At 45.9% G+C, this 26,027-nt stretch carries 24 protein-coding genes; 3 read left to right on the plus strand and 21 right to left on the minus strand.

The features are described from left to right. Nucleotides 1-104: 104 nt before the first annotated feature. The 4 genes from DHBDCA_RS10540 to ylxM all read right to left on the minus strand — a co-directional run bounded on the left by DHBDCA_RS10540 (nucleotide 105) and on the right by ylxM (nucleotide 2,517). Nucleotides 105-335 (minus strand): KH domain-containing protein, encoded by a 231-nt coding sequence (locus DHBDCA_RS10540; protein ID WP_015044186.1) that lies wholly within the window; start codon nucleotides 333-335, stop codon nucleotides 105-107. A 17-nt stretch (nucleotides 336-352) separates the two neighbouring features. Beyond that, the gene (rpsP, locus tag DHBDCA_RS10545) at nucleotides 353-616 is read right to left on the minus strand and encodes a 30S ribosomal protein S16 (RefSeq protein WP_015044187.1); all 264 of its coding nucleotides are present in this window, start codon (nucleotides 614-616) and stop codon (nucleotides 353-355) included. A gap of 109 nt (nucleotides 617-725) precedes the next feature. Then, the gene (gene ffh / locus DHBDCA_RS10550) at nucleotides 726-2,108 is read right to left on the minus strand and encodes a signal recognition particle protein (RefSeq protein WP_034378608.1); all 1,383 of its coding nucleotides are present in this window, start codon (nucleotides 2,106-2,108) and stop codon (nucleotides 726-728) included. Nucleotides 2,109-2,151: 43 nt separating this feature from the next. Beyond that, nucleotides 2,152-2,517, minus strand: a complete 366-nt coding sequence (ylxM, locus tag DHBDCA_RS10555; RefSeq protein WP_015044189.1) for a YlxM family DNA-binding protein — start codon at nucleotides 2,515-2,517, stop codon at nucleotides 2,152-2,154. A gap of 312 nt (nucleotides 2,518-2,829) precedes the next feature. On the opposite strand from ylxM, the gene DHBDCA_RS10560 reads away from it, so the two are divergent. After that, nucleotides 2,830-5,193, plus strand: a complete 2,364-nt coding sequence (locus DHBDCA_RS10560; RefSeq protein WP_015044190.1) for a putative bifunctional diguanylate cyclase/phosphodiesterase — start codon at nucleotides 2,830-2,832, stop codon at nucleotides 5,191-5,193. Nucleotides 5,194-5,292: 99 nt separating this feature from the next. Here DHBDCA_RS10560 and DHBDCA_RS10565 read toward each other — a convergent pair whose 3' ends face one another. The 11 genes from DHBDCA_RS10565 to DHBDCA_RS10615 form a co-directional block, all read right to left on the minus strand. After that, the gene (locus tag DHBDCA_RS10565) at nucleotides 5,293-6,591 is read right to left on the minus strand and encodes an amidohydrolase (RefSeq protein ID WP_015044191.1); all 1,299 of its coding nucleotides are present in this window, start codon (nucleotides 6,589-6,591) and stop codon (nucleotides 5,293-5,295) included. Between the two features lie 113 nt (nucleotides 6,592-6,704). Further along, nucleotides 6,705-7,739 (minus strand): S-methyl-5-thioribose-1-phosphate isomerase, encoded by a 1,035-nt coding sequence (gene mtnA / locus DHBDCA_RS10570; protein WP_015044192.1) that lies wholly within the window; start codon nucleotides 7,737-7,739, stop codon nucleotides 6,705-6,707. A 43-nt stretch (nucleotides 7,740-7,782) separates the two neighbouring features. Then, nucleotides 7,783-8,565 (minus strand): S-methyl-5'-thioadenosine phosphorylase, encoded by a 783-nt coding sequence (mtnP, locus tag DHBDCA_RS10575; protein WP_015044193.1) that lies wholly within the window; start codon nucleotides 8,563-8,565, stop codon nucleotides 7,783-7,785. A 2-nt stretch (nucleotides 8,566-8,567) separates the two neighbouring features. Further along, nucleotides 8,568-9,494, minus strand: a complete 927-nt coding sequence (ftsY, locus tag DHBDCA_RS10580; protein ID WP_015044194.1) for a signal recognition particle-docking protein FtsY — start codon at nucleotides 9,492-9,494, stop codon at nucleotides 8,568-8,570. A 470-nt stretch (nucleotides 9,495-9,964) separates the two neighbouring features. Continuing rightward, complete coding sequence (gene smc, locus DHBDCA_RS10585; protein WP_015044195.1) at nucleotides 9,965-13,558, minus strand: chromosome segregation protein SMC; 3,594 nt, start codon at nucleotides 13,556-13,558, stop codon at nucleotides 9,965-9,967. 4 nt (nucleotides 13,559-13,562) lie between these two features. After that, nucleotides 13,563-14,309, minus strand: coding sequence for a ribonuclease III (gene rnc, locus DHBDCA_RS10590; protein WP_015044196.1), 747 nt, complete (start codon nucleotides 14,307-14,309; stop codon nucleotides 13,563-13,565). A gap of 71 nt (nucleotides 14,310-14,380) precedes the next feature. Beyond that, nucleotides 14,381-14,608 carry an acyl carrier protein gene (acpP, locus tag DHBDCA_RS10595; RefSeq protein WP_015044197.1) on the minus strand — a complete coding sequence of 76 codons (228 nt, stop codon included), beginning with the start codon at nucleotides 14,606-14,608 and terminating at the stop codon, nucleotides 14,381-14,383. Nucleotides 14,609-14,728: 120 nt separating this feature from the next. Next, nucleotides 14,729-15,724, minus strand: coding sequence for a phosphate acyltransferase PlsX (plsX, locus tag DHBDCA_RS10600; RefSeq protein WP_015044198.1), 996 nt, complete (start codon nucleotides 15,722-15,724; stop codon nucleotides 14,729-14,731). An 86-nt stretch (nucleotides 15,725-15,810) separates the two neighbouring features. Continuing rightward, on the minus strand, nucleotides 15,811-15,990 hold the full coding sequence (rpmF, locus tag DHBDCA_RS15035) for a 50S ribosomal protein L32 (RefSeq protein ID WP_015044199.1): 180 nt from the start codon (nucleotides 15,988-15,990) through the stop codon (nucleotides 15,811-15,813). Between the two features lie 5 nt (nucleotides 15,991-15,995). Further along, complete coding sequence (locus tag DHBDCA_RS10610) at nucleotides 15,996-16,508, minus strand: YceD family protein (RefSeq protein ID WP_015044200.1); 513 nt, start codon at nucleotides 16,506-16,508, stop codon at nucleotides 15,996-15,998. A gap of 66 nt (nucleotides 16,509-16,574) precedes the next feature. Then, nucleotides 16,575-17,777, minus strand: coding sequence for an acetate/propionate family kinase (locus DHBDCA_RS10615; RefSeq protein WP_015044201.1), 1,203 nt, complete (start codon nucleotides 17,775-17,777; stop codon nucleotides 16,575-16,577). A gap of 230 nt (nucleotides 17,778-18,007) precedes the next feature. Here DHBDCA_RS10615 and ylbJ point away from each other — a divergent pair, with 230 nt between their 5' ends. Continuing rightward, the gene (ylbJ, locus tag DHBDCA_RS10620) at nucleotides 18,008-19,186 is read left to right on the plus strand and encodes a sporulation integral membrane protein YlbJ (RefSeq protein WP_015044202.1); all 1,179 of its coding nucleotides are present in this window, start codon (nucleotides 18,008-18,010) and stop codon (nucleotides 19,184-19,186) included. A gap of 11 nt (nucleotides 19,187-19,197) precedes the next feature. Here ylbJ and DHBDCA_RS10625 read toward each other — a convergent pair whose 3' ends face one another. Together DHBDCA_RS10625 and rsmD are read right to left on the minus strand one after the other, a co-directional pair. Then, on the minus strand, nucleotides 19,198-19,686 hold the full coding sequence (locus tag DHBDCA_RS10625; protein WP_015044203.1) for an ATPase: 489 nt from the start codon (nucleotides 19,684-19,686) through the stop codon (nucleotides 19,198-19,200). Nucleotides 19,687-19,691: 5 nt separating this feature from the next. Then, a complete protein-coding gene (rsmD, locus tag DHBDCA_RS10630; RefSeq protein WP_081580532.1) occupies nucleotides 19,692-20,276 on the minus strand; it encodes a 16S rRNA (guanine(966)-N(2))-methyltransferase RsmD in 585 nt (194 codons plus the stop codon). Nucleotides 20,277-20,587: 311 nt separating this feature from the next. Between rsmD and gpr the strand changes: the two genes are divergently transcribed. Further along, complete coding sequence (gene gpr / locus DHBDCA_RS10635) at nucleotides 20,588-21,583, plus strand: GPR endopeptidase (protein WP_015044205.1); 996 nt, start codon at nucleotides 20,588-20,590, stop codon at nucleotides 21,581-21,583. A gap of 138 nt (nucleotides 21,584-21,721) precedes the next feature. On the opposite strand, the gene DHBDCA_RS15040 is transcribed toward gpr, so the two are convergent. The 4 genes from DHBDCA_RS15040 to sdaAB all read right to left on the minus strand — a co-directional run bounded on the left by DHBDCA_RS15040 (nucleotide 21,722) and on the right by sdaAB (nucleotide 25,930). Beyond that, nucleotides 21,722-21,856 (minus strand): small, acid-soluble spore protein, alpha/beta type, encoded by a 135-nt coding sequence (locus tag DHBDCA_RS15040; protein ID WP_015044206.1) that lies wholly within the window; start codon nucleotides 21,854-21,856, stop codon nucleotides 21,722-21,724. A 127-nt stretch (nucleotides 21,857-21,983) separates the two neighbouring features. Continuing rightward, nucleotides 21,984-24,365 (minus strand): ATP-dependent DNA helicase RecG, encoded by a 2,382-nt coding sequence (gene recG / locus DHBDCA_RS10640; RefSeq protein WP_015044207.1) that lies wholly within the window; start codon nucleotides 24,363-24,365, stop codon nucleotides 21,984-21,986. Nucleotides 24,366-24,369: 4 nt separating this feature from the next. Then, nucleotides 24,370-25,236, minus strand: a complete 867-nt coding sequence (sdaAA, locus tag DHBDCA_RS10645; protein WP_015044208.1) for an L-serine ammonia-lyase, iron-sulfur-dependent, subunit alpha — start codon at nucleotides 25,234-25,236, stop codon at nucleotides 24,370-24,372. A gap of 16 nt (nucleotides 25,237-25,252) precedes the next feature. After that, nucleotides 25,253-25,930, minus strand: a complete 678-nt coding sequence (gene sdaAB, locus DHBDCA_RS10650) for an L-serine ammonia-lyase, iron-sulfur-dependent subunit beta (RefSeq protein ID WP_034378606.1) — start codon at nucleotides 25,928-25,930, stop codon at nucleotides 25,253-25,255. Nucleotides 25,931-26,027: the final 97 nt, after the last annotated feature.

A 26,027-nucleotide genomic window follows, 5' to 3' on the forward strand; every position in this document is an offset into this window, starting at 1 on the left:
AAAACTTGGTCGTCGTCAGCCTTAGCTGCCCTTAGATGGTTCAGAAAGCACTTAGCGTTCTTCTGAACCATTAAAGTCAAAAAGGGCCTGAGCCCTTTCCAACCTTACTGGTCAATATCAACAATAACCCTGCGTCCGTCTTTCACGGCCGCAGCCTTGACTATTGTCCGAATAGCGTTAGCGATCTTGCCCTGTTTACCGATCACTTTGCCCATATCTTCCTGAGCAACTGTCAATTGAAGGTGCACAGTTCTCTCTGTAGCATTCTGAACCACAATAACTTCTTCAGGATGATCCACCAATGCCTTAGCTAGTACCTCTACGACTTCTTTCACAGGAGTCACCTCCATGCTTACTTGGATTTATGAAATTTCTCCATAATTCCGGCCTGACTGAGCAGAGATTTTGCGGTATCTGAAGGTTGAGCTCCCTGAGTCAACCATTCCAGCGCTTTGATCTCATCTATCTTGATTTCATGAGGATTTTTGGTAGGATCATAATAACCAATTTCCTCAATTGCTCTGCCATCACGGCGGGATGCTGAGTCGCATACTACAAGACGGTAGAAAGGATTTTTCTTTGCACCCATGCGGCGCAAACGAATCGTTGTTGCCATAATTTCACCTCCTCCAACAAACTCTAAACCCATATATTCAACAACATAAATGATATTTGGGAATCCGCAATGATTTAAAGCTATATAAAATTGTTTGGATTTTATGGCACTATATTTGGAAAGGAAATTTTGGGAAAGACTTCTTGCCTTGTTTTTTCCCTTTCTTTCCTTTCTTCGTACCGCCTTTGGCGGCTCCTCCCATCCCTGGGAGCCCGGAAAGCTGTTTCATCATTTTCTTGGTTTGTTCATATTGCTTAAGAAGCCTTCCAACATCGACAACCGTTGTTCCGCTCCCTTTCGCTATCCTTTTTTTACGGGAGTCCTTGATCAGGATCGGTTTTCTTCTTTCATCCGCTGTCATCGAGCAGATGATGGCTTCCGCCTTGTAGAACTCTTTCTCATCAATTTGGACGCCTTTCAGCTGCTTACCGATTCCAGGCAGCATTTCCAGCACAGACGACAAAGGACCCATCGAGCGCAGCTGTTTGATCTGGTCAAGGTAGTCATCCAGCGTAAGCTCCTGTTTGCGGATTTTCTCTTCCAGTTCCCTGGCTTTTTTCTCGTCGACGTTCTGCTGGGCTCTCTCGATCAGAGTCAGCACATCGCCCATACCTAAAATCCTGGACGCGATCCGGTCAGGGTGAAAGACTTCCAAAGCATCCATTTTTTCGCCGGTTCCGGCAAATTTGATCGAGCAGCCAGTCACTGCTTTGACAGAAAGCGCCGCCCCGCCGCGGGTATCCCCGTCGAGTTTGGAAAGAATGACGCCGTCAAGTCCGAGCTGTTGGTGGAAAGCATCGGCAGCATTCACTGCATCCTGACCAGTCATGGCATCGACGACCAACAATATTTCATGCGGTCTGACATTTCCTTTGATCTTGGACAGTTCATCCATGAGTTCTTCATTAATATGCAGCCGTCCGGCAGTATCGATGATGACAACATCATTGCCGTTTTTTCTCGCAAATACCAGACTCTCGGAAGCGATCTTCACGGGATTTTCCTGACCAAGAGAAAAAACCGGAACCTTGATCTGTTCCCCCAAAACTTCCAGCTGTTTAATTGCAGCAGGACGGTAGATGTCACAGGCGACCAGCAGCGGGTTTTTCCCCTGCTTTTTCAGCATACTGGCGAGCTTGGCACCATGGGTGGTTTTCCCGGCTCCCTGCAGCCCCACCAGCATAATAATGGTCGGTGGTTTGGAGGAAATCGATATTTTGCTTTCACTCCCACCCATCAGACGGATAATCTCTTCGTGGACAATTTTAATCACATGCTGCCCGGGAGTAAGGGATTCCAGTACTTCCTGACCTACAGACCTCTCCTTGATCCGGGCAATCAGTTCTTTGACAACCTTGAAATTGACGTCTGCTTCAAGCAGCGCAATTCTAACTTCACGCAGGGCCTCTGTAACATCGGCTTCGGTTAATTTACCTTTTCCTCTAAGTCTTTTGAAAGTAGCCTGGAGTTTTTCGCTTAGGCCCTCAAACATTGCCATCCCGGCGTCCCTTCTTTCCCCATCATATTTTTATTCGCTATTCGAATGTATCTGCAATAATCTCTTTGATCCGCATATTTATGTCCAACTGACGTTTCCAGGCATATCCGCTGGAGAAATCTTCTTGTTTTACTTCTTCCAGCAAGGACTCTATGCGGTGGAATTTATCTCTTTCCTGGATAAATCGGAAAACGAGTCCAAGCTTGTGCTCATATCCCTCCAGAATCTTTTCGGTTCTTTTGAGCAAATCATAAACTGCCTGGCGGCTGATGCCTTCTTCCTCAGCGATCTCAGAAAGTGAGTAATCCTGCTGATAGTACAAATCCCATATTTTTCCCTGCTTTTCTGTCAGCAAGGGGCCATAAAAATCAAATAACAAGGCTTTTTCAGTGATTTCTTTCATTTTGATATTCCGGCCTCACTGTAAAGTATTTTTGCTTTACACCTTTTGTATTTTATCCAAAAACACCTTCATTGTCAAGTTTTTACTTCAACGTTCTGATTGTGATTGACAAGTTATTAATGATAAATGTGTTTACATTTTAATGTATAAATCACTGTTTTTCTGTGGTAATATATTACATGTATTTTCAGAAATATTCATAATCCTTTTTATTATTACATTTTTATTAGGTACATGCCCTATTTATACTATTCAGAAAAAGAGAAAAATTTCCGATATAAATTATGATAAACACTGTACGGAGAAATAAATATGAAAGTAACAAAGAATAAGACACTGATTATTGTTTTCATTGCTGTTTATTATCTTTTTTACCTTACTGCGACCATTAACCAATCCGATTTTTGGGGAAATATTCTCTCGCCGATTGGTGCGCTGATTTCATTTTTTCTGCTTTTGCAGGCCTATTATAAATCAAGCCAGCCAAAGTATGTTCGTTACATCTGGCTGTTTTTTTCTTTTGCTTCCCTTTCTTGGGCAGTCGGTGACTTCATGTGGGACTATTCTGTTTGGATACTTGGAATTGATCCAATAGAGGACTTGTTTGTTGCAGCCCTGTATTTTGGCACCAATCTTTTTCTTTCGATAAGTTCTGTCATCTTTGCCCTAAACCGTTTCAGGAGATGGAATGCCCTGCAGCTGCTGATTGACAGTCTGGCGATGTCTGTTTCCATCCTGCTATTGATCTGGATCATTTACTTTGATGCGAACTACGAGAACCTTTATCTCGTTTCCAGAGGCGGCTGGACTTCAGCTATGAGCATTGTTCTTGATATTGGCATGATGACCGGTATAGCCATCTGGTTCTTCTCAATCCGGGCCGGTAATATCGCAGCCTCCGTCCGGCTCGCAGCAAGTTCCGTTTTGGCTTTTGCTTTGATCGATTTGGTCTATTATTATCTCTATCTGCATGATCTTTATATTCCGAATTCAGTGATTGATTCGGTTTATATGGCGACATTGCTAGGCATTGCGCTCAGTGCGCTTATAACACCCGAGAATATAAAAGCAGGGGCTGATGATCTTGAGCTATATGGGGATTATTCCAACGAAGGCTACAGAAATCAGGGGTTACTTTTATTGGTCGGACCTATTATTATTCTATTTTTCGTTGGATTCAATATCCAGAGCTTATTGATTTATCTCATTATTATCTTTCTTCATGGAATATTGAGCAATCATATTCAGAATTCCATCAAAGACCAACGTCTCTTAACAAGAGAAAAAGAGCTGAATGCTGAACTTGAAAAACGTATTGATGAACGTACCCGGGAGCTTTCGGAAAAAGCCAGAGAACTCGAGAAGAAAAACCGCCAGCTGCATTACCTTTCCAGTCAAGATATCGTAACCAAGCTTTATAACCGCCGCTTCTTTCTGGAAGCTGTGCAGGAAAAAATCAGAAACTGCCAGGCCGATGATATTCTCGTCCTGTTATTTCTCGATATTGACCGGTTCAAAACGATCAATGATGTTTATGGCCATATTATCGGAGATAAACTGATCATTGCTCTTTCCAAGCGTCTCCAGAAATTTGCCGATCCTGAACATGACCTGCTGGCCCGCTTCGGCGGTGATGAATTTGTGCTGGCGTTCCATGGCAAATATCACAACGCAGATATTGAGAACCTGGCCCAAAGTATCATCGCCATCTGTACAGAACCAATCCAGCTCAGTAAATATACATTCCACATAACGATCAGTGTCGGGATCTCCATTTACCCGCATGATGCTTCAAGTCTTGACGCCCTGATCCAGAATTCCGATATAGCGATGTATGAGGCCAAAAAAATAGGGTTCAATAAATACGTCTTTTTCAATGAGCAAATCAATGCGATCCTCCAAAGGAATCTAAAGCTTGAAATTTTATTGCGAAAAGCGATCTATGATAAAGAATTTTCACTTCATTACCAGCCCCAGTTCAGCATACCGGATAACAGTCTTATCGGGATTGAAGCACTGCTCCGCTGGAATAGTCCGGCCGAAGGTTCAATTCCTCCGAGTGAATTCATTTCGATTGCAGAGGAGACAGACCTGATTATTCCGCTTGGAAAATGGGTGATGAACAGGGCGATCCGCCAAATTGCCGAATGGAACAACCGTTATCAGACCACTCTGAAAATGGGCATCAACGTTTCGATCAAACAGCTAAATCATAAAGAATTTGGTGAAATGATCAAATCAGCAATCAAGTTCTATGCTGTTCCTCCGGAATGGATTGATATGGAGATCACTGAAAGCATAGCAATCGAAGAAGCCTACGATATTCACAAGATTACCAAAACGATCAGGGATCTCGGAATCTCTATCTCAATTGATGACTTTGGAACCGGCTATTCCTCTTTAAATCATTTGAAGATGTTCCCATTCGACCGCATAAAATTTCCCAAACTCTCGATTGATCATATTGTCAATGATGAGTTTGACAAAGAAATTGTACGTTCGATTATTGTGCTGGCGAATTTTATGAAAATTAAAACTATCGCCGAAGGCGTTGAAACTGCAGCCCAATACGACGTGTTGAAAGAATTGGGCTGTGATCAGATTCAAGGCTACTATCTGGCCAAGCCTATGCCGGCTAAAGAGTTCGAAAAAGCATTTTTTAACTTACCCCAATAGTTCCTTTTAGAAAATTCTTCAGTAAATTCTTCAATCATTTCTTTATTAAATTTTACAGAATTTCTCTTGTTTAACCGAGTCGGCAGGATAGCGAGAAGCTCAGACTTCAGACGCTATTCTCCTGGCTCTTTTTTCTGCTTCGCGGCAGATTTTCTGCTCGTCAAGTGTCAGCAGTCTCCCGTCTTCCATCAGGATCTTTCCGTCGACGATTGCCGTTCTGACATCCCCGCCCCTGGCACAGTAAACCAGATGCGAAGGTATCGAGAACCTCGGATAGAAATGCGGCTGATCAAAGTCAATCGAAATTATATCAGCTTTATAGCCGGGCTGAAGTTTGCCTAGATCCTTCAGTCCTGCCACGGTTGCCCCTCCGGTCGTCGCCATTCTCAGAACTTCATAGGCTTTGAGGTCTTCAGGGGAGCCAACCAGTTTTTGCTGGAAGGAAGCCGAACGCATTTCCCCAAACATATCAAGATCATTATTGCTGGAAGTACCGTCTGTTCCAAGTCCGACAGTAATTCCCCGCTTAAGCATTTCCGGAATCCGTGCTGTTCCGCTGCTCAGTTTCATATTGCTTTCCGGGTTATGGGCAACCCCTACGTTATACTTTTTAAGTATATCCAGTTCGGCATCATTCAGGTAAACACAGTGGGCAGCAATCATTTGTCCTCCCAATATACCCTGTTGTTCCAGCCAGCAGAGCGGCGTTGTTCCATATCTCTCCCTGATCGTAACGAGTTCGGATTGTGTCTCCGCGAGATGGATATGGATGCCGGTCCCTAACCTATCGGCCTCCTGTTTTACAGTCAGCAAAAATTCTCCTGAACAGGTATACGGGGCATGCGGGCCAAACATAATCTTAATTCGTCCGTCCCCGGCGTTATGATATTTCCGGAATAATTCAATATTTTCCTGCAGTGATCTGTTTCCAGCTTCTTTATTGTGCTCAATCATGCCGCGGGACAGCAGTGCCCTGGTCCCTGATTCCAAAACTGCCCTGGCCGTTTCTTCTTCACTGATATACATATCCGTCATGGTCGTCGTGCCGGAACGGAGCATCTCACAAAGAGCAAGCGAACTCCCCCAGTAGATATCTTCCGGTGTCATTTTATCTTCAAAAGGCCAGACCTTTTCCTGCAGCCAGGGCATAAGCGGCATATCATCGGCATAGCCGCGCAGCAGCGTCATTGCAGCATGCGTGTGCGTGTTAATAAGTCCGGGCATCACAACATGATTTGTTAAATTCAGGACTCTGTCCGGATTAAAACCCGCCGGGGCTGTTCCTCTCTCCCCGACAGAAACAATCCGGTCCCCGTCTATCGCAATTTCTCCCTGCGGATAGAAATCCTGCGCATCGGTCATCGGCAAAATCATCGCTCTGATTAGATACCTGGACATTGTTTGTTACCTTCTTTCTCTTCTATATCATTTGACTCCTGTTTGCAGAAAAAAACGGCTTAAATGAACCTGTACAAAAATCCATTTGAGCCGAATGTTTTTTCTATTTTGTATTATCTTACTAGCATCTTCACCATATTTACAGAGTAGGGCGGGGATATGATCCCTTTTTCCGTAATAATCCCGGTAATATATTTTGCCGACGTAATATCAAAAGCAGGATTGTACACACTGACTTCATCGGGAACAATCCGTACATCCATGATTTTTCGAACTTCCTGATCGTCCCGCTCTTCCACAGGGATGTCGTCCCCGCCAGATATTTTCAAATCAATGGACGTTGTCGGTGCCGCCACATAAAACGGAATTTGATGAGCAGCAGCCAGCACGGCCAGCGAATAGGTTCCGATCTTGTTGGCCGTATCGCCGTTGGCGGCGATACGGTCCGCCCCTACGATAACCATATCGACTTTCCCCTGCTGCATCAGATAGCCGGCCATATTATCCGTAATCAACGTCAACGGGATCTGATCCTGAAGGAGCTCCCAGGCCGTTAATCTGGCCCCCTGTAAAAGGGGTCTCGTTTCGCCTGCAAAGACATGGATCTTTTTCCCGGATTCATGTGCAGTCCTAATAATCCCCAGGGCTGTCCCAAATTCAACCGTAGCAAGACTGCCTGTATTGCAGTGCGTCAGAATATTTGCTTTTTCCGGAATCAGCGTGTTGCCGTATTCCCCAATACGTTTGTTCATTCTGCGGTCATCTTCGGCAATTTCATTCGCTTCATTAATTAAAGCTGCCCGAATATTTCCGATATCATTCATATTCAAAAATTCTCTGAATTTATCTTCCATTTTTCTAAGTGCCCAAAAAAGGTTTACAGCAGTTGGACGTGTTCCTTCCAAAACGGTCCGAACCTCATCCATATAGTCTTTAAAGTCTTCACCGCTTCCGCGGTATTCGGCAGCCCCCAGCGCAAAGCCGTAGGCTGCAGCCGCCCCGATTGCTGGAGCTCCGCGAACTTCCATATTCTTTATTGCCTCTGCCATTTCTTTGTAAGAATGTATTTCGCGGTATTGTTCGACAAACGGCAATTTCGTCTGATCGAGTATCAACAAATGATCTCCCTGCCATTGAAGCGCTTTCACACGATTTCCGCCTTTCTTAAGAAAACTTGGCTGGTGTCAACCTTTAAAATAAGCCTGCTTCTTTGCTTCCGGTAGTACAGTAACACCGCTGGTCATGATCCATGATCTTACAGGTGCTTTCCACCAATGCTGCCACAGTTTTGCTCAACAAGTCCATAGTAGCGATTACTTCGGCATGTGTCAATGGGTCTTTTTTAATACCCGCAGCCTGATTGGTTACGAGGGCCATGGTCGCATAGCACATTCCAAGTTCCCTGGCCAATACCACTTCCGGAACTCCGGTCATTCCTACCAGGTGCCCGCCCAGCATCCGGAACATGTTTATTTCCGCCGGAGTTTCAAAACGGGGACCTTCGGTACAGACATAGACCCCGCCGTTTTTCACGTTTAAGTCAGATCTTGCTGCACCTTCTATGATATGATTACGCACATCGGGACAGTAAGGTTCCGAAACATCGACATGCAAAACCCCCTGTTCCCCATCCTCAAAAAAAGTCGCCGCGCGGCTTTTCGTAAAATCGAGAAACTGATCCGGCAAGACAATATCACCGATTCGATAAGCTTCAGATATGGAACCTACTGCACCTGTCGCCAAAATTTTTTTCACGCCTATTTTTTTGAGGGCCCAGATATTGGCCCGGTAATTAATCAGGTGAGGCGGGCAGGTATGCTTTGCACCATGTCTTTTTAAAAACACCATTCCAATCCCGCCGATGAACCCTTCAGCCAGCTGAACAGAACCATACGGCGTTTCAACTGTCTTCTCGGTCCTATCGTCAAGCGCCAGATTTTCAATTCCGGTGCCGCCAATCAGTGCAAAATCCAAGACTATTCCTCCTCAGAACGGTCAAACAAGGCCCGGGCAAATTCCCTCGGTTCAAAAGGCCTTAAATCTTCTGCCCCTTCACCGATTCCAATCAATTTTACCGGGATATCCGCTTCATTGCGGATCCCCAGGATTACGCCGCCTTTAGCTGTACCGTCCAGCTTGGTGAGTATGATCCCTGTCACATCGACTGCTTCCTTGAACAGTTTCACCTGCTGGATGGCGTTCTGTCCGGTCGTTGCATCGAGTACCAGCAGCACCTCGTGCGGGGCATCCGGAACTTCGCGCTCGACCACCTTTTTGATCTTGGTCAATTCTTTCATCAGATTCACTTTATTGTGCAGTCTTCCGGCAGTATCGATCAAGAGGACATCTGCATTCCGGGATCTTGCCGCATGAAGCGCATCGAAAGCCACCGCAGCAGGATCAGCCCCCTCCGACTGTTTGATGACCTCTGTCCCGGACCGTTCTCCCCATACTTCCAATTGCTCGATCGCTGCTGCTCGGAAAGTATCCCCTGCCGCCAGCAAAACATTTTTGCCCTGGCCCTGCAGATTTTTGGCCAGCTTGCCAATCGTGGTCGTTTTTCCTACACCGTTGACACCAACGATCAGATAGACGGTGGGCTTGGAATCTGCAAAAGACAAGGGAATCTCTTCACCCAATAGCGCAGTAATATGTTCTTGCAGTACATCCCTCAGCTCGGAGCGGTCGTTAATTTTTTGTTCTTTGACGGATGCACGCAGCATTCCAACCAATTTCAGTGTTGTATTGACACCTACATCTGATTGAAGTAGAATCTCTTCCAATTCTTCATAAAGATCTTCATCAATTTTGCCTGAGCCGGTAAAGAGCTGTTCAACTTTGCCGACAAAACCTTCTCTGGTTTTGGTCAAGCGCTCTTTAAGTCTGGAAAATATTCCTGCCACTTCATCTTCTCCTATCAAAGCAATATTGCACAACAAAAATTCTACCATATTCGGCTACTTCAAACAACTTCATATCCTTCTAAGGAGGCCTTATTACACAGAACCATCTGGGCAAGTCTGAGGGCCACAATACCGCTTTTCGGCCGTTGTGCCATCCATGGCACAAAAGGCCGCGCTACGCTATCCTGCTCCGCTCACAGCGGAACTGTGGCCCCCAGACTGATCATAGGTCTATTCAAGCATGTCTGCAACCAGAATTTAGGACGTTTTACTAGTTCAGCGACTCCAAAGCAACATTAGCTTCAAAAGAACCACTAACTCCAAATTAAGTCTCCGTGATGGATAGCCAGCGTCAAGCGGAGCATGGAGTGCGGAGCGCGGCTGTTTGCGCCACGGAGGGCGCAATCTGCCGAAAGCGGCTATCCATCATGGAGACTAACCCAAGCAAAGCTAATTGTACAAAGCTAATTTTAAATCGCCGGTGCTTCCAGTCTGTCTTCAAGCTCAACAGTCAGCAGCTTCGATACGCCTGATTCTTCCATAGTGATTCCATACAGCCTGTCCGCGGATTCCATGGTTCCCCTGCGGTGCGAAATAATAATAAACTGCGTATGTTTGGATAGTTTGCGCAGATACTGCACAAATCTTTTGACGTTGACTTCATCCAGGGCCGCCTCAATCTCATCCAGGAGGCAAAACGGACTCGGTTTGACTTTCAGGAACGCAAACAGCAAGGCAATCGCCGTAAAGGACCTCTCCCCGCCTGACAGAAGCGACAGGAGCTGTGCCCTTTTGCCCGGGGGCTGGGCCATGATCCTGACTCCGGTCTCCAGAAGATTGTCCGGATCATCCAGTAACAGTTCAGCTTGTCCGCCGTTGAAAAGCTGTTTAAATACTTCTTTGAACGCTTCATTGACGGCCGTAAAGCCTTCCTGAAAACGTTCGATCATGCTCTTGTCTAGTTCCCCGATCAACTCCTGAAGTGTCCTTCCAGCCTCATCCAGATCATTTTTCTGGGTGGACAGGAATTCAAATCTTTTCAGCGTTTCCGGGTATTCCTCAAGGGCTGTATAATTTACGGGCCCAAGTTCTTCGATTTTTTGTTTGTAAAAAGCAATCTTCTCCTGTAAAGAGTCTTTCTTTTCAGGCGAAAGATAGCCTAACGCGTCTTTCCAAGCCAAGTGGTATTCTTCCTGAAGGCGGTCATTTCCGGATTCCCATTCACCCTGCCAGCGGGCAATTCGGAGCTCATTTTGATGAATCTGCTGTTCCATGTCCCTGGCCTGACTCCGCAGCATCTGAATATCCTGTTCCTGCTTGAGATTATTCGCTGAGAAAGATTCTTTTTCCCTGCGCAGTTCGATAAGCTTGAATTTCTGGGCATTTATTTGAACTGTGTATTCCCGAACACTATCTTCCTGTTGTTCCTTGCCGGAATACAGTTCCTGCTCAGCCTGTTGAAGCCCCACGATCTCCTTGTTTTTTTCTGCGATCAGGTCCTTATTAACCAGAATCCGCTCATTTTCCTCAGTGATCTGCTGAATGATCTGGTTAAACTCCTGCTCCGATCTGGCAGCCTCAACTTTGGCCGCAGTAATTTTTTCCGAGATTTCCTGCGCCTCTGAAGTTTTTTCTTTCAGCAGTTGTTCCTGTTCGGTCTGCTCTGACTGCAGAGCCAGAATCTTCTGTTCTGTTTCGTTCAGTAAGTGTCTGGTTTCTTCATATTTGACAGCAAATGCTGTCAGCTCACTGCGGACTTCATCCAGTTCATACCGGATGACCCGGAAATCCTGTTCCAGTCGGTTCATTCTTTCCTCGTGGTGTTTGCTGTCCACATCGATGATATCTTTAGCCCCATTAATTTTCAGCAATTCCATATCAATGGTTTCTTTCGCTTCCCCGAGGCCTTCCATTTCTTTCTTTATGGCAGTGTATCGCTGCTTCTTTTCTTCCAGTTCGGCCTGCATGTCCTTAGTCTTCAAAGACAGTTCTTCAATTTCTCTTGCTCTGCTTAAGAGGCCGCTGCTTTGAGATCTCGTGCTTCCGCCGGTAAGCGACCCACCGATGTTGACCTGGTCACCCAAGAGCGTCACTACCCTGACCCGGTATTGGTTAGCTTTAGCCAGCTCAATCGCAGAATCCAGATCGTCTGCAACCAGAATTCTTCCAAGCAGCGACTCCATAATATCTTTAAAACGCGGCTCAAACTTGACCAGATCAACTGCCAGACCCTGAAAACCGTGATGCCGTCTTGTTTTGTCATCAAGTGACTGCCTCGTTCCGCGGATTGCATCCAAAGGCAGGAAAGTGGCCCGGCCACTGTTCGTCTTTTTCAAGTATTCAATACATTTTTTCCCGTCCTCGGTCTTTTCCACAATAATGTTCTGCAGGGAACTCCCCAAAGCGGTTTCCACTGCAAGCTCATATTTGGCCTCTACTTCGATATTGTCGGCCACTGTACCGAATATAGTCTCACAGGTAATTTGGCCTTTCCGGTAAGCCAGAACCGTCTCCTTGACGCCCCTGTTATACCCCTCCAGACTGTCCTGGAGTGTATGGAGGGCATGAAGTCTCGCCCCGGTCTGGTCAATTTTACGTTGAAGCTCCGAGTACGCAGTCTCAGCATTTTGTTGTTCCAGCCTGTTGTTTTGGATCGTCTTCCTGATATTTTCTATTTTTCCCAGAAGTTCGATCTCTCTGGCTTCCAGTTTTTGTTTTTCCTCGATTTGGGCAGTAACCTCCTGAAGCACAGATTCCTTCTCTGCTTCTTTGGCTTTGATGTTTCGGGTATATTGTTTCTCTTGCTGAAGAAGAGCTTCTTTCTTTTGATTAATTTCAGCAATTTCACTAGCCAGTTTGCTCTTGTTGGAGAGTTCTTCAAAGATTTCCGTTTTCAGCTCTTCCAGACGCGCTTCCCCGCTTAATTTCCGAAGCTCTTCCAGCTGTTGTTCTTTCTCTTTTAAATCCCTAGCTGCATTTTGGAGAATCTCCTGCAGAAGTGTTTGCTTTGCAGCAAGGTTTTCTTTTTTTTCAACGGATGCGGCCAGCGTTTCCTGTGTGGCCGCCAGTTCTTTTTGCAGGCGCCCAAATTGTTCCTGGATATAGCCGCTTCTCTCGGAAAGCAGGGACAATTCGTGTTCTGCTTCGTTCATTTTATTTTCGAGAGCGTATATTTCCCCCTGCAGGTCTTGAACACGCTGCTCCAATTGGTTCAGTTCGTACCTGCCGCGTACGCTTAGGTTTTCTTCTTCATTGACCCTCGTTGTCAGCGCCGTAAATTCCTGACGCAGCGTCTCTTCGGAGGTCTGGGCATTGGTCAGCTTACTGTGTATATCAGAAAGTTCATTAACGATTAAATTAATCTCGAGCTTTTCCAGCCCTGAGATTAATTCCTTGCTTGTTCTGGCTGTGTCGGCCTGTTCGGCTAACGGCTCGATTCTAGCTTCGACTTCGGCAATAATATCGCTGAGACGATCGACATTTTGCCGGGTATCCTCAAGTTTTCTCAAAGCTTCTCTCTTGCGCAGGCGGAACTTACTGATGCCGGCGACTTCTTCGATCAGGAGACGCCTTTCATCAGATTTCAGATTCAGAATCTCTTCAATCCTGCCCTGTCCGATAATTGAAAATCCTTCTTTTCCCGAGCCGGTATCAAGGAAAAGTTCCTGAATATCTTTTAACCTGCAAGGCGTCCGGTTGATAAAATACTGCCCTTCTCCATCCCGGTAAACCCGGCGGGTAATGACAACTTCCTCATAATCCAGCGGAAAGAGACCTGAAGCATTATCAAAGAGCAGAGATACTTCCGCCATCCCTACAGGCCTGCGGGACAAACTTCCGGCAAAGATGACATCTTCCATTTTGCTTCCGCGGAGACTCTTGGCACTTTGTTCACCAAGCACCCAGCGTACAGCATCGGCGACGTTGCTCTTGCCGCTGCCGTTTGGTCCGATAATGACGCTCATGCCCGGCTGCAGGTCAATTTTTGTTTTATCTGCAAAAGACTTAAATCCCTGAATATGAATCGATTTGAGAAATAATTCCGCGTCCATTCCAGGTATCACCAATTTATACCTCCCATGCTTTCAGCGCAAAATGGGCTGCCTGCTGCTCTGCTTCTTTTTTGGTCTTACCGATTCCTTTTCCCTGCAGTTCACCATGAAGATAGACCCCTGCAGTAAACCGCTTATCGTGGTCGGGTCCTGTCTCTTCAATGATCCTGTAGCAAACCTCATATTCCTTCTTTTGCGCTTTTTCCTGAAGCATGGTTTTGAAATCTCCATAATTTCCTTCGTTAAGTTCCAGAATCTCCGGAACAAGCATGTCGAGTATGAATTTACGAACTTTTTCAAAGCCATACTGCAAATAAATCGCTCCAATGACTGCCTCCAGCGCATCGGCAATGATGGACGGCCTGTCCCTGCCACCAGAGGATTGTTCCCCTTTACCCAGAAAGAGCGCCTGGCCCAAGTTAATACTGCGGGCTTTTCTAGCCAGCGTCGTTTCATTGACGACTGCAGCCCTCATTTTGGTAAGTTCACCTTCAGGCTTATCCGGATAGTTCTGATAGAGATACTCGCCAATGATAAAATCCAAAACGGCATCGCCTAGAAACTCCAGCCGCTGATTATTCTCCAACCCGCTGTTGGGATTTTCAAAAGTAAAAGAAGGATGCGTCAGCGCTGTAAAAATCAGTTCGCTTTGCAGGTTTTCCAACCCTAACTGGCTGATAAAGGATTCAACTTCTCCCGTTTGTTCAAGGTATTTATTCCGGGAGCTCTTATGGAAATACGCGCGGCGGTTTCTTTTGGCCATGTATTGCTCCTTTCATCCTAAATGAGTTAAAAGCCCCGTAGTAGCCTAACTACGGGGCCTCGGAACTAGGCTTATTGGTTCTCTTGCACATACTTCACAACATCAGCAATGGACTGAATATTTTCCACCTCTTCATCGGCAATATCAAGGTTGAATTCCTCTTCAAGTGCCATGACAAGCTCAACAATGTCCAGAGAATCTGCGTTTAAAGCCTGGAAAGTCGTGGTAGGAGTAATTTCATCTTCGCCTACTCCCAGTTGATCAATAACGATTGCTTTTACCTTTTCGTATACATCCATTTATGCCACCCCCTCTCAGATAGTTTATTTCTTACCCTATTATTCTGAGCAGTAAAGTCTTTTATTCAGAATTGTACCAGTATTTATCAATAATGCAAGCAACTTTTTCATGACAGCAGTCTATTTTTGCGTACTTTTTTCTAAACCATCGGCGATTTTTTCAATAATTTGTCCTTCAATACATTCTTTGGCTACACGAACAGCATTAAAAATAGCATTTTCTTTGGAACTTCCGTGACAGATAATACTCGTACCGTCCACTCCGAGAAGCGGGGCCCCACCGTACTCAGAATAATCCAGCATGTGTGCAATTTCTTTCAATCCGGGTTTAACCAGTATTGCTCCTATTTTCCTGATAGTGCTAGCTGTAATTTTTTGCTTAATCAGCTGGAAAAGCGATGATGACATTCCTTCAATGGTTTTTAGTACAATGTTGCCGACAAAAGCATCACAGACAATGACATCTGCAGTCCCATAGGGAATGTCCCTGCCTTCAATATTTCCGGCAAAATTCAGGGAAGATTGTTTTAGCAGGTCATAAGCAGCCTGAACAAGTTCGTTCCCTTTGCCCTCTTCACTGCCGATATTCAGCAAGGCGACCTTGGGACTTTTAAGCCCCAGAATCTTTTCGGCGTAGATACTTCCCATCATCGCATACTGCAGAAGATTTTCCGGTTTGGCATCCGGATTGGCACCGACATCGAGCAGCAGCTTTCCGCCTTGAAGCGTCGGTAGGACCGTGCAGATTGCAGGCCGGTTAATTCCTTTAATTCTGCCTAAGCCCAGCAAAGCTGAAGCCATCTGTGCTCCGGTGCTGCCTGCTGACACCAGAGCATCCGCATATCCTTCCTTCACGAGTCTCGTGGCGACAACAATAGAGGCATCTTTTTTCTTCTTAATCGCAGCGGCCGGATGTTCATCCATCTCAATGACTTCGGAACATTCATAAATCTCAATAGTGCTTTTTAAGTCTTCAGGTATATGTAAGTCTATCTTATCTTTCTGTCCGACAAGGATGATCTGGATATCCGGAAGAATCTTGGCCGCTTTTAAGGCGCCTTTGACAATCTCTCCGGGCGCATGATCTCCGCCCATGGCATCAACGGCGATTTTCATCCACGACATACCTCCTTTCTCTCATTATATACAGAAAACTTGGCTGACGCCAAGCTTTGATCTGTTTTTTCGAGTACTCTAACTTATTATTCACCCATAGAGATGACTTCTTTGCCATTGTAATAGCCGCAGTTCGCACAAATATGATGCTGAAGCTTCTGTTGATGGCACTGGGGGCATTCCACAAGATTAGGAACGGACAGCTTATCCATTGCTCTGCGCCTGCGGACTCTAGATTTGGATTGTTTATTTTGATGAACACCCATTGATATTACACCCCCTTATTCCATTTGGATAATATTTCTAAGCGAGGATCAATATCCTCAGTGGAGCACGAACAAGGATTCACATTGCGGTCAGCACCGCATTTCAGACAGAGCCCCCTGCAGTCTTCAGAACATAAGAACTTTAAAGGAAGCTGCAGCAGCATATGCTCTACAATCCTGTCGTCAATCGGGAATTCGTCCTTTTCAAAAACCAGTATGCTGTCGTCTTTGGCTTCAGAAGCAAATTCTGCCGGGACCCATTCGTCTTCAAAAACAATCTTCAGATTATACGGAAATTCTTTCAGACATCTGGAACAACTAACAGCAATCACAGACGATATTTTCCCATTCACCAAGAGTGATTTACCAACATTTTCAGCTTTTAATTCCACTTCAAGCGGGGATAAGAAACGATAAGACTCATTTCCGAGCTGCAAAGGTGGAAAATTTTCTTCATTAAAACTAAAAGTTTTTGACCCACCCTCGGCCCGCCTTAATTGAAAAACATTGACGATCACCAGCAATCACCTCGATATGCAACAACTGTAATTATAGTTATCACTTTTTTCTTTGTCAAGAAAGGATTACATCTTCTGGATGATTTCCTCAGTATCCAAGGCAATCATAAGTTCTTCGTTTGTCGGGATGACCATCACCTTGCATCTGGCTCCCCACTTGGAAATGTCCACTTCTTGCCCTCCGGCCGCTTCATTTTTCTCATCGTCAATACTGACACCGATGCAGCCCAGCGTATCACAGATCGACCGGCGAATTAAAGGAGAGTTTTCTCCCAGTCCGGCTGTAAATATGATCCCGTCGACGCCGTCTAGAATTGCAGTATAGGCACCAATGTATTTTTTAACGTCATGAACAAAAACATCCAGGGCAAGCTGGGCACGGTAATTGCCTTCGTCAGCAGCTTTCTGTAAATCGCGAAAATCACTGCTGACTCCCGAAAGGCCAAGTACGCCGCTTTTCTTGTTTAACAGCGCATTGACTGCGTCCCCGGAGATCTTTTCTTTTTTCATGATAAACGGAACAATGGCCGGATCAAGATCCCCCGACCGGGTGCCCATCATCAGCCCCTCCAGCGGTGTGAACCCCATGGAATTTTCGACTGATTTTCCGTTTTTTATGGCCGTAAGCGAAGATCCGTTACCCAGATGACAGCTGATCAGCTTTAACTTTTCCAGCGGTTTGTCCATGATTACTGCGGCCCGCTGGCTGACATACTTATGGGAGGTTCCATGGAAACCATATCTGCGGATCTTGTACTTTTCATACAGCTCGTAAGGTATCCCGTAGATATAAGCCTCCGGAGGCATCGTTTGATGGAAAGCCGTATCAAACACGGCAACCTGTGGTGTCTTGGGCATCATCTGTTCGCAAGCAATAATTCCTGCCAGGTTAGCTGGATTATGAAGCGGTCCAAGTTCAAAACACTCTTCAACCGCCTGTTTGACCTCTTCATTCACAAGCACGGAGCCGGACACTTTTTCTCCACCATGGAGCACTCTGTGCCCTACAGCATCAATTTCTTCCAGTGACGTTAAAACACCAAAATTCGGATCGATCACAGCCTGTAAAACCAATTTGATCGCAGCTGTATGATCCGGCAAATCAGCAACAATGACCTCTTTTTCTCCACCTTTCGGACGATGAGTAAGCATCGCTCCGGGAAGCCCGATTCTTTCCACCAGGCCTTTTGCCATCGCACTCTTCGTTTCCATATCCATCATCTGGTATTTGAGCGATGAGCTGCCGCAATTTAGCACGAGAATCTTCACAAATTACACTCCTTTACTCTCTTCCACCAATCAAGATACATTGCCTATATAATATTGTATTTTTTTCTCTTTCTTATCTTTGTATACTCCGGTTATATAAATCACATATAGGAATACCCTAAATATGAGTGAAATAAAATAAACAATATATGAACTGATTATAAAGAGTCTATCATATCTTTGTGCCCTGTCAACCCCATTTTGGTGTTCCATTCTAAATACGCTAAAGGATGGTGACGACTGCCTTGCCATTCCTGAGAATCCTGCTCTTTTTAATACTTGCCGCCTGTATGTTCATTTATCCTCAGGAAGTATTGAGTTCTGCCTCCAAAGGCTTAACGCTTTGGGTAAATTATATCTTGCCGGCCTTATTTCCATTCTTCATTGTCTCTGAACTTCTTCTGCAGCTTGGCCTGGTCAACTTTCTAGGAGTCTTGCTCGAACCACTGATGCGTCCTGTTTTCCGTCTGCCGGGCAAAGCCTCTTTTGTTTTGGCCATGACACATACTTCGGGGATTCCGATTGGAGCGATACTGACATGCAAACTCAGGAAAAACGGAGATATTACACGGATCGAAGGGGAAAGACTTCTTGCTTTTACTAGCAATCCCAGTCCAGGTTTTATGTTCGGGGCAGTGGCGTCGGGGATGCTTGGAAACCCTGCTCTGGGTATTATTATTGCAGGATCTGTTTATCTGGCCAACCTGCTGGTCGGTTTAATTTTTCGTAATTATGGTGTTTCATCCGAAAAGCCTATTCCAAGAACGAATTCTTCCTGGAGAAAGGCTTTGCGTGAATTAAAAAACCTCCAACAAAACAATAAAACCATTGGCGCATTATTGGCTGATGCAGTCAGGGAAAGTACGTCAACGATTATCCTGGTTGGAGGATATATCATTTTTTTCTCTGTAATAACCCATCTTCTAACAGTAACGCATCTGAGCTCCGTTCTAGCCGACACATTCCATTTCCTCTCGGCCGGATCCATTTCTGTTCTGGAAGCAAATGCCATCATCCAGGGATTCCTGGAAACCACCTTGGGCTGTAATGCAGCCGTCCAGGCCTTTTCATCCCTGAACAGCAAGATTGGGGTTCTGGCCTTGCTGCTTGGATGGGGGGGGATTTCTGTTTTTGCACAGGTATCCAGCTTTACAGTGTCGACAGACCTTCGGCTCCTTCCATTTGTAGCCGGCAGAACCATCCATTCCATTTTGGCGCTTCTGATCAGTCAGCTGCTGCTAAAATTCAGCGATATTCCAACCTCCGGCCTCCCTGTACAGCTAACTGGAGGTGATGCTTCCTGGCTGTTGTCCTTAAGATGGAGCAGCCTGTATTTTGGCCTATGCATTTTGGCTCTGCTTTTCATTGTCTTCATGATTGGAATATGGAAAAAAGTGCACCGCCATTAAGATAAATTTGTTTATTCCTGCTCCATGGTCTGAACCCGTTCATCCCAGCGGGCCATGGCATTTAATTCTTCCCGGCTGGCTTTGATGGATTGAAAAGCCTCTCCCATTTTTGATTCAATATCCTGAAGCAGATCATCGGAATATTTCAAAGCGCCTAATTTTACTTCGCGGGAATACTGCTGCGCCTTTAAGACAATTTCTTCGGCATAAGCCCGGGATTGAGCAACAATCTCATTTTCCTGAAGCAGCTGGTCAGCCTGCTTTTGCGCCCGGTCTACAATTCTCTGCCCATCGCTGCGAGCTTCTTCCATATAGCGGTCTCTTTCAGCCAAAACATAATTCGCCTGTTTGATTTCCTCGGGCAGAACGGAACGAATTCCATCCAATATTTCTAATACTGTTTCTTCATCAACCATGATCTTGCCGGTTAAAGGCACCTTGGTTCCATGGTCAAGCACTTCTTCCAACTGTTCAATGAGATCAATCAAATGATTTTCCAAAGGAATTATCCCTCCTCATGCTCTTCTTTGTTCTGAATAAACCATAACCTGGTATCTCCATATTCTCTTGTTAACCTTATCTCCAGAGGATCTATCGCATCATCAATGGTTTCGTCTGAAGAAGTTTCAATGATAATGACTCCACTGGGATTTAACACAGGATGCGTCTGCAAATAGGCAAGGGCCATGTTGGCCAGTCCCCGCCGATAAGGCGGATCAAGAAAAATTAAGTCAAAGCGTTCCTGAACTGCTTGTTTAAAAAAATTCATTGCGTCCATCCGGAGTATGCTGGTCCTTGGTGCTGCCCCTAGAATTTCGGCATTCTTTCTGATTGTCTCCAGGGCTGAAGTATCTTTCTCAACCAGAACAGCATGACGGGCCCCCCTGGACAAAGCTTCAAAGGAAAGGTTTCCGGTTCCCGCAAAAAGATCCAGCACTCTGGCGTTCATTACCTTGCCGGCAAGAATATTGAAAATCGCCCCTTTGACTTTATCGGAAGTCGGACGGGTATCCATGCCTTTAACAGTTTTTAAATTGCGGCCTTTCCATTGCCCTGAAATAATTCGCACGATGTTTAATCCTCTGAGTATGATGTCTTCACTATATCCTTTTATTATACAATGATCTAACCTGATTTAAATATTTTTTTACAGGATACTTCCATTTTTTTAGTATATCATATCTGATTCCAAACGAAAAACATATTATTCCATTCCAGTATCTAATGAATCTCCGACTTGAATCTCTTGAATCTCCAATTAATATTTCATTTGATGCGCAATTTGAATTTGCCATTTTACCTTTTACTCATTTATCTTTAACTCATTAATCTTCCTGATTTGAATATCTGTGTTAGAAATCCAACATACTAAAACAGATTTAAAAAGGAGCTGCTGCCGATATGAAATTATCGAACAAATCAAGCTTTCTAAAAAAAATGAATATTTCTCTCGACCTGGCGGTGGAAGCCCATGACTTGCTGCGGGGAGAAAGCGGCCAGGAGATAGCGGGCGTCATCATGAAAAAAGAAGAACTTCAAGAGGCAACTGTCACCGCAATTCAAATCATAAATGCCAAAGGTGAAAAAGAATTGGGCAGGCCTAAAGGAAATTATATTACAATTGATGCTCCGGATATCAAAGAAAACAACTACCAGCAGCACAATAAAATCGTTGCAGTATTAGCAAGGCATCTCGCCGGATTGTTTAATTTTAAGGAAGATACCAGTTTTTTGATCGTTGGTCTTGGCAACTGGCAGGCAACTCCAGACGCGCTTGGGCCCAAAGTTGTCGAGAAAATCATGGTCACCCGTCACCTTTTTCATTATACCCCCGAAGAAATTGAGGGGAAAGTGCGCCAAGTGTCAGCGATATCACCTGGTGTGCTTGGCCTGACCGGAATCGAGACGGCGGAGGTAATCCGCGGACTGGTTGAACATGTCCGTCCGGATTATGTGATCGCAATCGATGCCCTGGCCGCAGGTGCACTGGATAGAATCGGCACAACCATTCAATTAGCGGATACCGGGATCAATCCTGGTTCCGGAATTGGCAATCACCGCAAAGGGCTCAACGAAGAAACCCTTGGCTGCAAAGTCATTGCTATCGGCGTTCCGACTGTTGTCAATGCTGCAATCATTGCGCATAAGACTATCGAAGAGCTTTTTGAACAAATGGAATCCGAACCTTCCCTGGCCAAAATTTATCAACAGGAAAATGAACAGGTCTTGATGAATGTCATGCAGAAAGCCTTGTCGCCTTACGAGGGCAGCCTGATGGTTACACCCAAGGAAGTCGATGAATTAATTGAAAGAAGCGCTAAAATTATTGCTGCAGCAATCAACCAGAGCATTCATCCCGGAATTGACGGCCATAATTTTGAGACCTACCTCCATTAAACAATCTACTTTTTTACATCGACCCGAATAACTATAATGATTATAAGAGGAAGAATATCCTTTAACCGTAACTAAAAAACCTTTTGTTGAAGCCTATCAATCAATGCTTCAACAGAAGGTTTTTTATTCCGTATCTCGTCATTCGTTATTCGTTACGTCTTCTCTGTTTTTACTTTTTCTTTTTGTTTTTTTCTGGGTAAGACCCATCTCTTGCGCAATTTCATATTTAAGATTTTCCAATTCACTTGTCGTATCTTTTTTCGTCTCTGTCATGCCCTCTGCCTCCTTGAAAGTTCTGCATCAATCCATGACTGGAATGTGCCGACAAGAAATAGTATGAGCCTGTGTAAAAAAATCATACGTACTGTGACTTGTTCATCGTATAAAATTGCTCTCAGCACTAATTCACTCCGATTTTTTCTTTGGGATAAAGGCGGCTGACTTCCTGATAGGCTTTTTCGTATTTTTGAGGATCTTTCAGAACCTTTTGAAGCAGTTGATAGGCTTTTTCAACCAGTCTTCCGTCAGTTCCCAGGTCTGTAAGCTTTAACTCCGGTACGCCATGCTGGCGAAGCCCAAGCAGCTCTCCCGGGCCCCGGATCTTCAAATCCTCCTCGGCAATCCGGAAGCCGTCCTCTGTCTCACAAAGAACATTCAGCCGGGCACTGTCCCGGGTATTGCTGATCAGAAGACAATACGACTGTTCTTGTCCGCGTCCGACTCTTCCGCGAAGTTGGTGCAGCTGGGCAAGCCCGAATCTTTCAGCATCCTCGATCACCATCACAGACGCATTCGGTACATTGACTCCGACTTCGACGACAGTTGTCGTAACCAGGATATCAATCTCCCCGCGTCGGAAGCGCTGCATGATCTCCTCTTTCTCCTGTCCTTTCATTCTTCCGTGCAGAAGCGCAACACTGCTTCCTTCAAAAATGCGGCTCAATTCATCAGCCTTTTGAGTTGCTGAAACAAAATCCGATTTTTCTGTTTCCTCGACAAGCGGACAAACGACAAAGATTTGCCGACCCGCAGCGACATGCTGCTTCAGAAATTTTTCCATGCTGGAGCGGCTGCGGTCTGAAATTTTCCTGGTGATAATCGGCTTCCTGCCAGCAGGAAGCTCATCTAGCACCGAAAGCTGAAGATCGCCGTATAAAGTCAGCGCAAGCGTCCTCGGGATCGGAGTAGCGGTCATCACCAGGACATGTGGGTTCTCGCCTTTGTCCTGCAATAGGGTCCGCTGTCTGACGCCAAACCGGTGCTGTTCATCGGTGATGGCAAGACCGAGGGCGTTAAATCGGACGGATTCCTGAATGAGGGTCTGGGTTCCGACGACAACCTGGGCTTTTCCGCTCAAAATCTGTCCTAAGATTTGTTCCCTTTCAGGCTTACTTTGGTTCCCGACAAGGAATACAACTTTTACCCCCAAAGGTTCAAACGCGGCCTGCAGCGATTCATAGTGCTGCTGGGCAAGCACCTCAGTCGGCGCCATCATAGCGGCCTGAAAACCCGAGCCCACAGCCTGCAGCAGGGCAGCCATTGCTACCACGGTTTTACCTGATCCAACATCGCCCTGAAGCAAACGGGCCATCGGCTTTTCGATGCTCCCCATATCTCGGAATATTTCCTGGATGACTCTTTGCTGGGCACCCGTCAGCCGAAAAGGAAGCCCGGAAACAAATTTTTGGGCCAAAGCTCCACCCTGGTTTAAAACGAGACCTGCTTTCTGAGGCCCGGGGGAACGAAGCCTAGCCAACGCCAGCTGGAGCAGAAGGATTTCCTCAACGACCAGTCTTTCACGTGCCTTTTTCAAGGTTTCCGCGGAGTGCGGAAAATGAATTTCTTTGATGGCTTGCCGCCGTTCCATCAAATTGTTTTCCTCATACGGAAAGAACTCGTCAAAGATTCGGTCAGCCTGCGGCAAAATAACCTGGATGATCTCCCGGATAGTTTTCGAATTGAGACGGGCTGTTTCCGAATATACTGGAACCATTTTTTGAGCAGGACCCTCGTAAAGTCCTTTCCTGATTTCGGACGCGAGCAATTCCGGGACTCTGGTGCGCCATTGTGCTTTTCCTGTCACAGTGACCTTTGTTCCGTCCGGATATTGTTTTGGAATATGTATTTGATTGAACCAGACGGCATGAATGCTTCTGCCGTCCTGTTCAATATTTAATTTGACGACCTTGACTCTGCCTTTGGTAACCAGGCTTCCAGTTACAATCCCGTCAATCGTAACATACTCCCCGTCCTGAATATCCTGAATCCGCCGTTTCGATCGGATTTCATATTTGCGCGGGTAATACCGCAGAAGATCCTCAACAGTATAAATCCCCATAATTTCGAACTGTTTGGCTCTTTGCGGTCCGACACCTTTGATATACTGCAGATTTTGGGGCTGACAGATGCTTCCTGTCTGAACTTCAAGGCTGGTTAAGACTTTCTCTGTGGTACGAAAGGTTCCTGATGCTTCTTCGGATGTTGTTCCGCAGATTGCTCCAGAAGCTATTCCAGGAGCATCTGAAGATGTTGTTTTGTCCAGTAGTTCCTGGAGTTCACGCCATAAAGCCCGTCGTTTATACGGGCTAACTTCTTGATATTCCTCTGCAATACACTGCATTAAGGCGAGGTTTTCCGCGGAAAAAACACCGTCCAGTTCAGCAAGCAAGTCCAGTAAAAAGCTGCTGAAGCCGCCGACAGCGCCTGTATTAATAAATCCCTGTTTTTCCTCGGCTTTCATCGCCCTATTCACGCTGTTTCGCCAATGATCTGATTGCAGCACATTCTCACCTTGCCAAATGATCTTTATATTTCTGAGCCGCAGGAGTGACGGCGAGTCCCCCCCGGGACGTTTCCTTGAGGCTGCAGGACATTTCCCTGCCGATTGAAGCCATTGCATCAATGACCTCATCCAATGGGATCGCACTTTTGATTCCAGCCAAAGCCATTTCTGCTGCGGTTAATGCTATAACTGCTGCCATGGCATTCCTTTTTACACAGGGCACCTCAACCAGCCCGGCTACAGGGTCACAGACCAGACCAAGAAAACTTTTCAAAGCCAATGCTGCTGCCTGCGCTGTTTGATCGGGCGATCCGCCGCACAATTCCACTGCCGCCGCTGCAGCCATGGCAGCCGCTGAACCTATCTCAGCCTGACACCCGCCTTCTGCACCTGAGACACTAGCTCTTTCCGCAATGACCATCCCAAGGCCGGCAGATGTAAAAAGAGTCCGAACGGCATCTTCTTCCGTTGCATCCGACATCTCTTGAACTGTCAGCAGTACAGCAGGCAACACGCCGCACGATCCTGCTGTCGGTGCTGCAACGATCCTTCCCATGCCGGCGTTTACCTCAGCTACGGCCATTGCTCTGGCCGCCGCCTTGTTCACCGGATTACCCAGAATCGACTTGCCGCTTTCTCTATATTTCTCCAAAAGAGCAGCTTCTCCTCCTACAAGGCCTGACAATGATTTCCACTCTCCAGTCATTCCGCTTTCAACTGATTCCCGCATCACTGCATAATGGTTCTTCATTTTTTTTAACAGCTGTTCAGCCGGTATACCTGTCCTCAGACATTCCTCCTGAAGAACCATATCACTGATTTTTTTATTAAGCTTTTCAGTTTTTTCCACTAATTCACCATAAGAACGCATCTGTCAGCCCCCCGCGTCAAATGTCTATGATAGGTTCAATAAACATCACCTGCTCGATCATCGGCATCTTTTTCATTTCGCTGCTAAGAATATCCGTGATCGGCTCATCCGTCTCAATAACCGCCAGCGCATTTTGCCCTTTGCCTTCTCTGGATACTTTCATCTGGGCAATATTGATTCCTTTGCCCGCAAGCAGTTTGGTTATTTCAGCTATCATTCCCGGATAATCCATATAAATTGCAATCAAAGCCGGATATTCCCCGGTGAACTCAACTTCAAAACCGTTTACCTCGGTGATCAGTATTTTCCCGCCGCCCAACGATGAACCACTGATTTCAGCTTTTTCACCGCCCCAGCCGGTTAGCAGGAAACGAACCGAATTCGGGTGTACATCACCCAGATTGACATTTTCAAATACCGTTTCCATCCCAGCCTCTAGTGCAATCCTCGAAGCCTCCCTGATCCGGCTATCATCCGGCTTCATCCCGAGCAGCCCTGCTGTCAAGGCAAGATGAGTTCCATGTCCCTTCCCCGTCTCCGCGAAAGAACCGTGCAGCTGGATACGGGCCTGCTTCACTTTGGCGCCAAGTATTTTTGCAGCCATCAGACCAAGCCTGACCGCCCCCGCCGTATGGGAACTTGAGGGCCCGACCATCACCGGCCCCAGCAAATCAAAAACGCTTCCGACCTTCACCGGCTCACCTTCCTTCAGTAATAATTTGGGGTAATCCGTTTTCATCCATTCATACATTCATACATTTACTATGGATGGCTTACTCCTGACTTTAGGA

This window comes from Dehalobacter sp. DCA (genome assembly GCF_000305775.1).
Taxonomy (GTDB): domain Bacteria; phylum Bacillota; class Desulfitobacteriia; order Desulfitobacteriales; family Syntrophobotulaceae; genus Dehalobacter; species Dehalobacter alkaniphilus.

Excerpts from the sequence above, each read along its gene's own strand:
- rpsP (WP_015044187.1), bottom strand. The coding sequence starts at position 616 with ATGGCAACAACGATTCGTTTGCGCCGCATGGGTGCAAAGAAAAATCCT.
- ffh (WP_034378608.1), bottom strand. The coding sequence starts at position 2,108 with ATGTTTGAGGGCCTAAGCGAAAAACTCCAGGCTACTTTCAAAAGACTT.
- ylxM (WP_015044189.1), bottom strand. The coding sequence starts at position 2,517 with ATGAAAGAAATCACTGAAAAAGCCTTGTTATTTGATTTTTATGGCCCC.
- DHBDCA_RS10560 (WP_015044190.1), top strand. The coding sequence starts at position 2,830 with ATGAAAGTAACAAAGAATAAGACACTGATTATTGTTTTCATTGCTGTT.
- DHBDCA_RS10565 (WP_015044191.1), bottom strand. The coding sequence starts at position 6,591 with ATGTCCAGGTATCTAATCAGAGCGATGATTTTGCCGATGACCGATGCG.
- rnc (WP_015044196.1), bottom strand. The coding sequence starts at position 14,309 with ATGGCCAAAAGAAACCGCCGCGCGTATTTCCATAAGAGCTCCCGGAAT.
- acpP (WP_015044197.1), bottom strand. The coding sequence starts at position 14,608 with ATGGATGTATACGAAAAGGTAAAAGCAATCGTTATTGATCAACTGGGA.
- plsX (WP_015044198.1), bottom strand. The coding sequence starts at position 15,724 with ATGAAAATCGCCGTTGATGCCATGGGCGGAGATCATGCGCCCGGAGAG.
- rpmF (WP_015044199.1), bottom strand. The coding sequence starts at position 15,990 with ATGGGTGTTCATCAAAATAAACAATCCAAATCTAGAGTCCGCAGGCGC.
- ylbJ (WP_015044202.1), top strand. The coding sequence starts at position 18,008 with ATGGTGACGACTGCCTTGCCATTCCTGAGAATCCTGCTCTTTTTAATA.
- gpr (WP_015044205.1), top strand. The coding sequence starts at position 20,588 with ATGAAATTATCGAACAAATCAAGCTTTCTAAAAAAAATGAATATTTCT.
- DHBDCA_RS15040 (WP_015044206.1), bottom strand. The coding sequence starts at position 21,856 with ATGACAGAGACGAAAAAAGATACGACAAGTGAATTGGAAAATCTTAAA.
- sdaAA (WP_015044208.1), bottom strand. The coding sequence starts at position 25,236 with ATGCGTTCTTATGGTGAATTAGTGGAAAAAACTGAAAAGCTTAATAAA.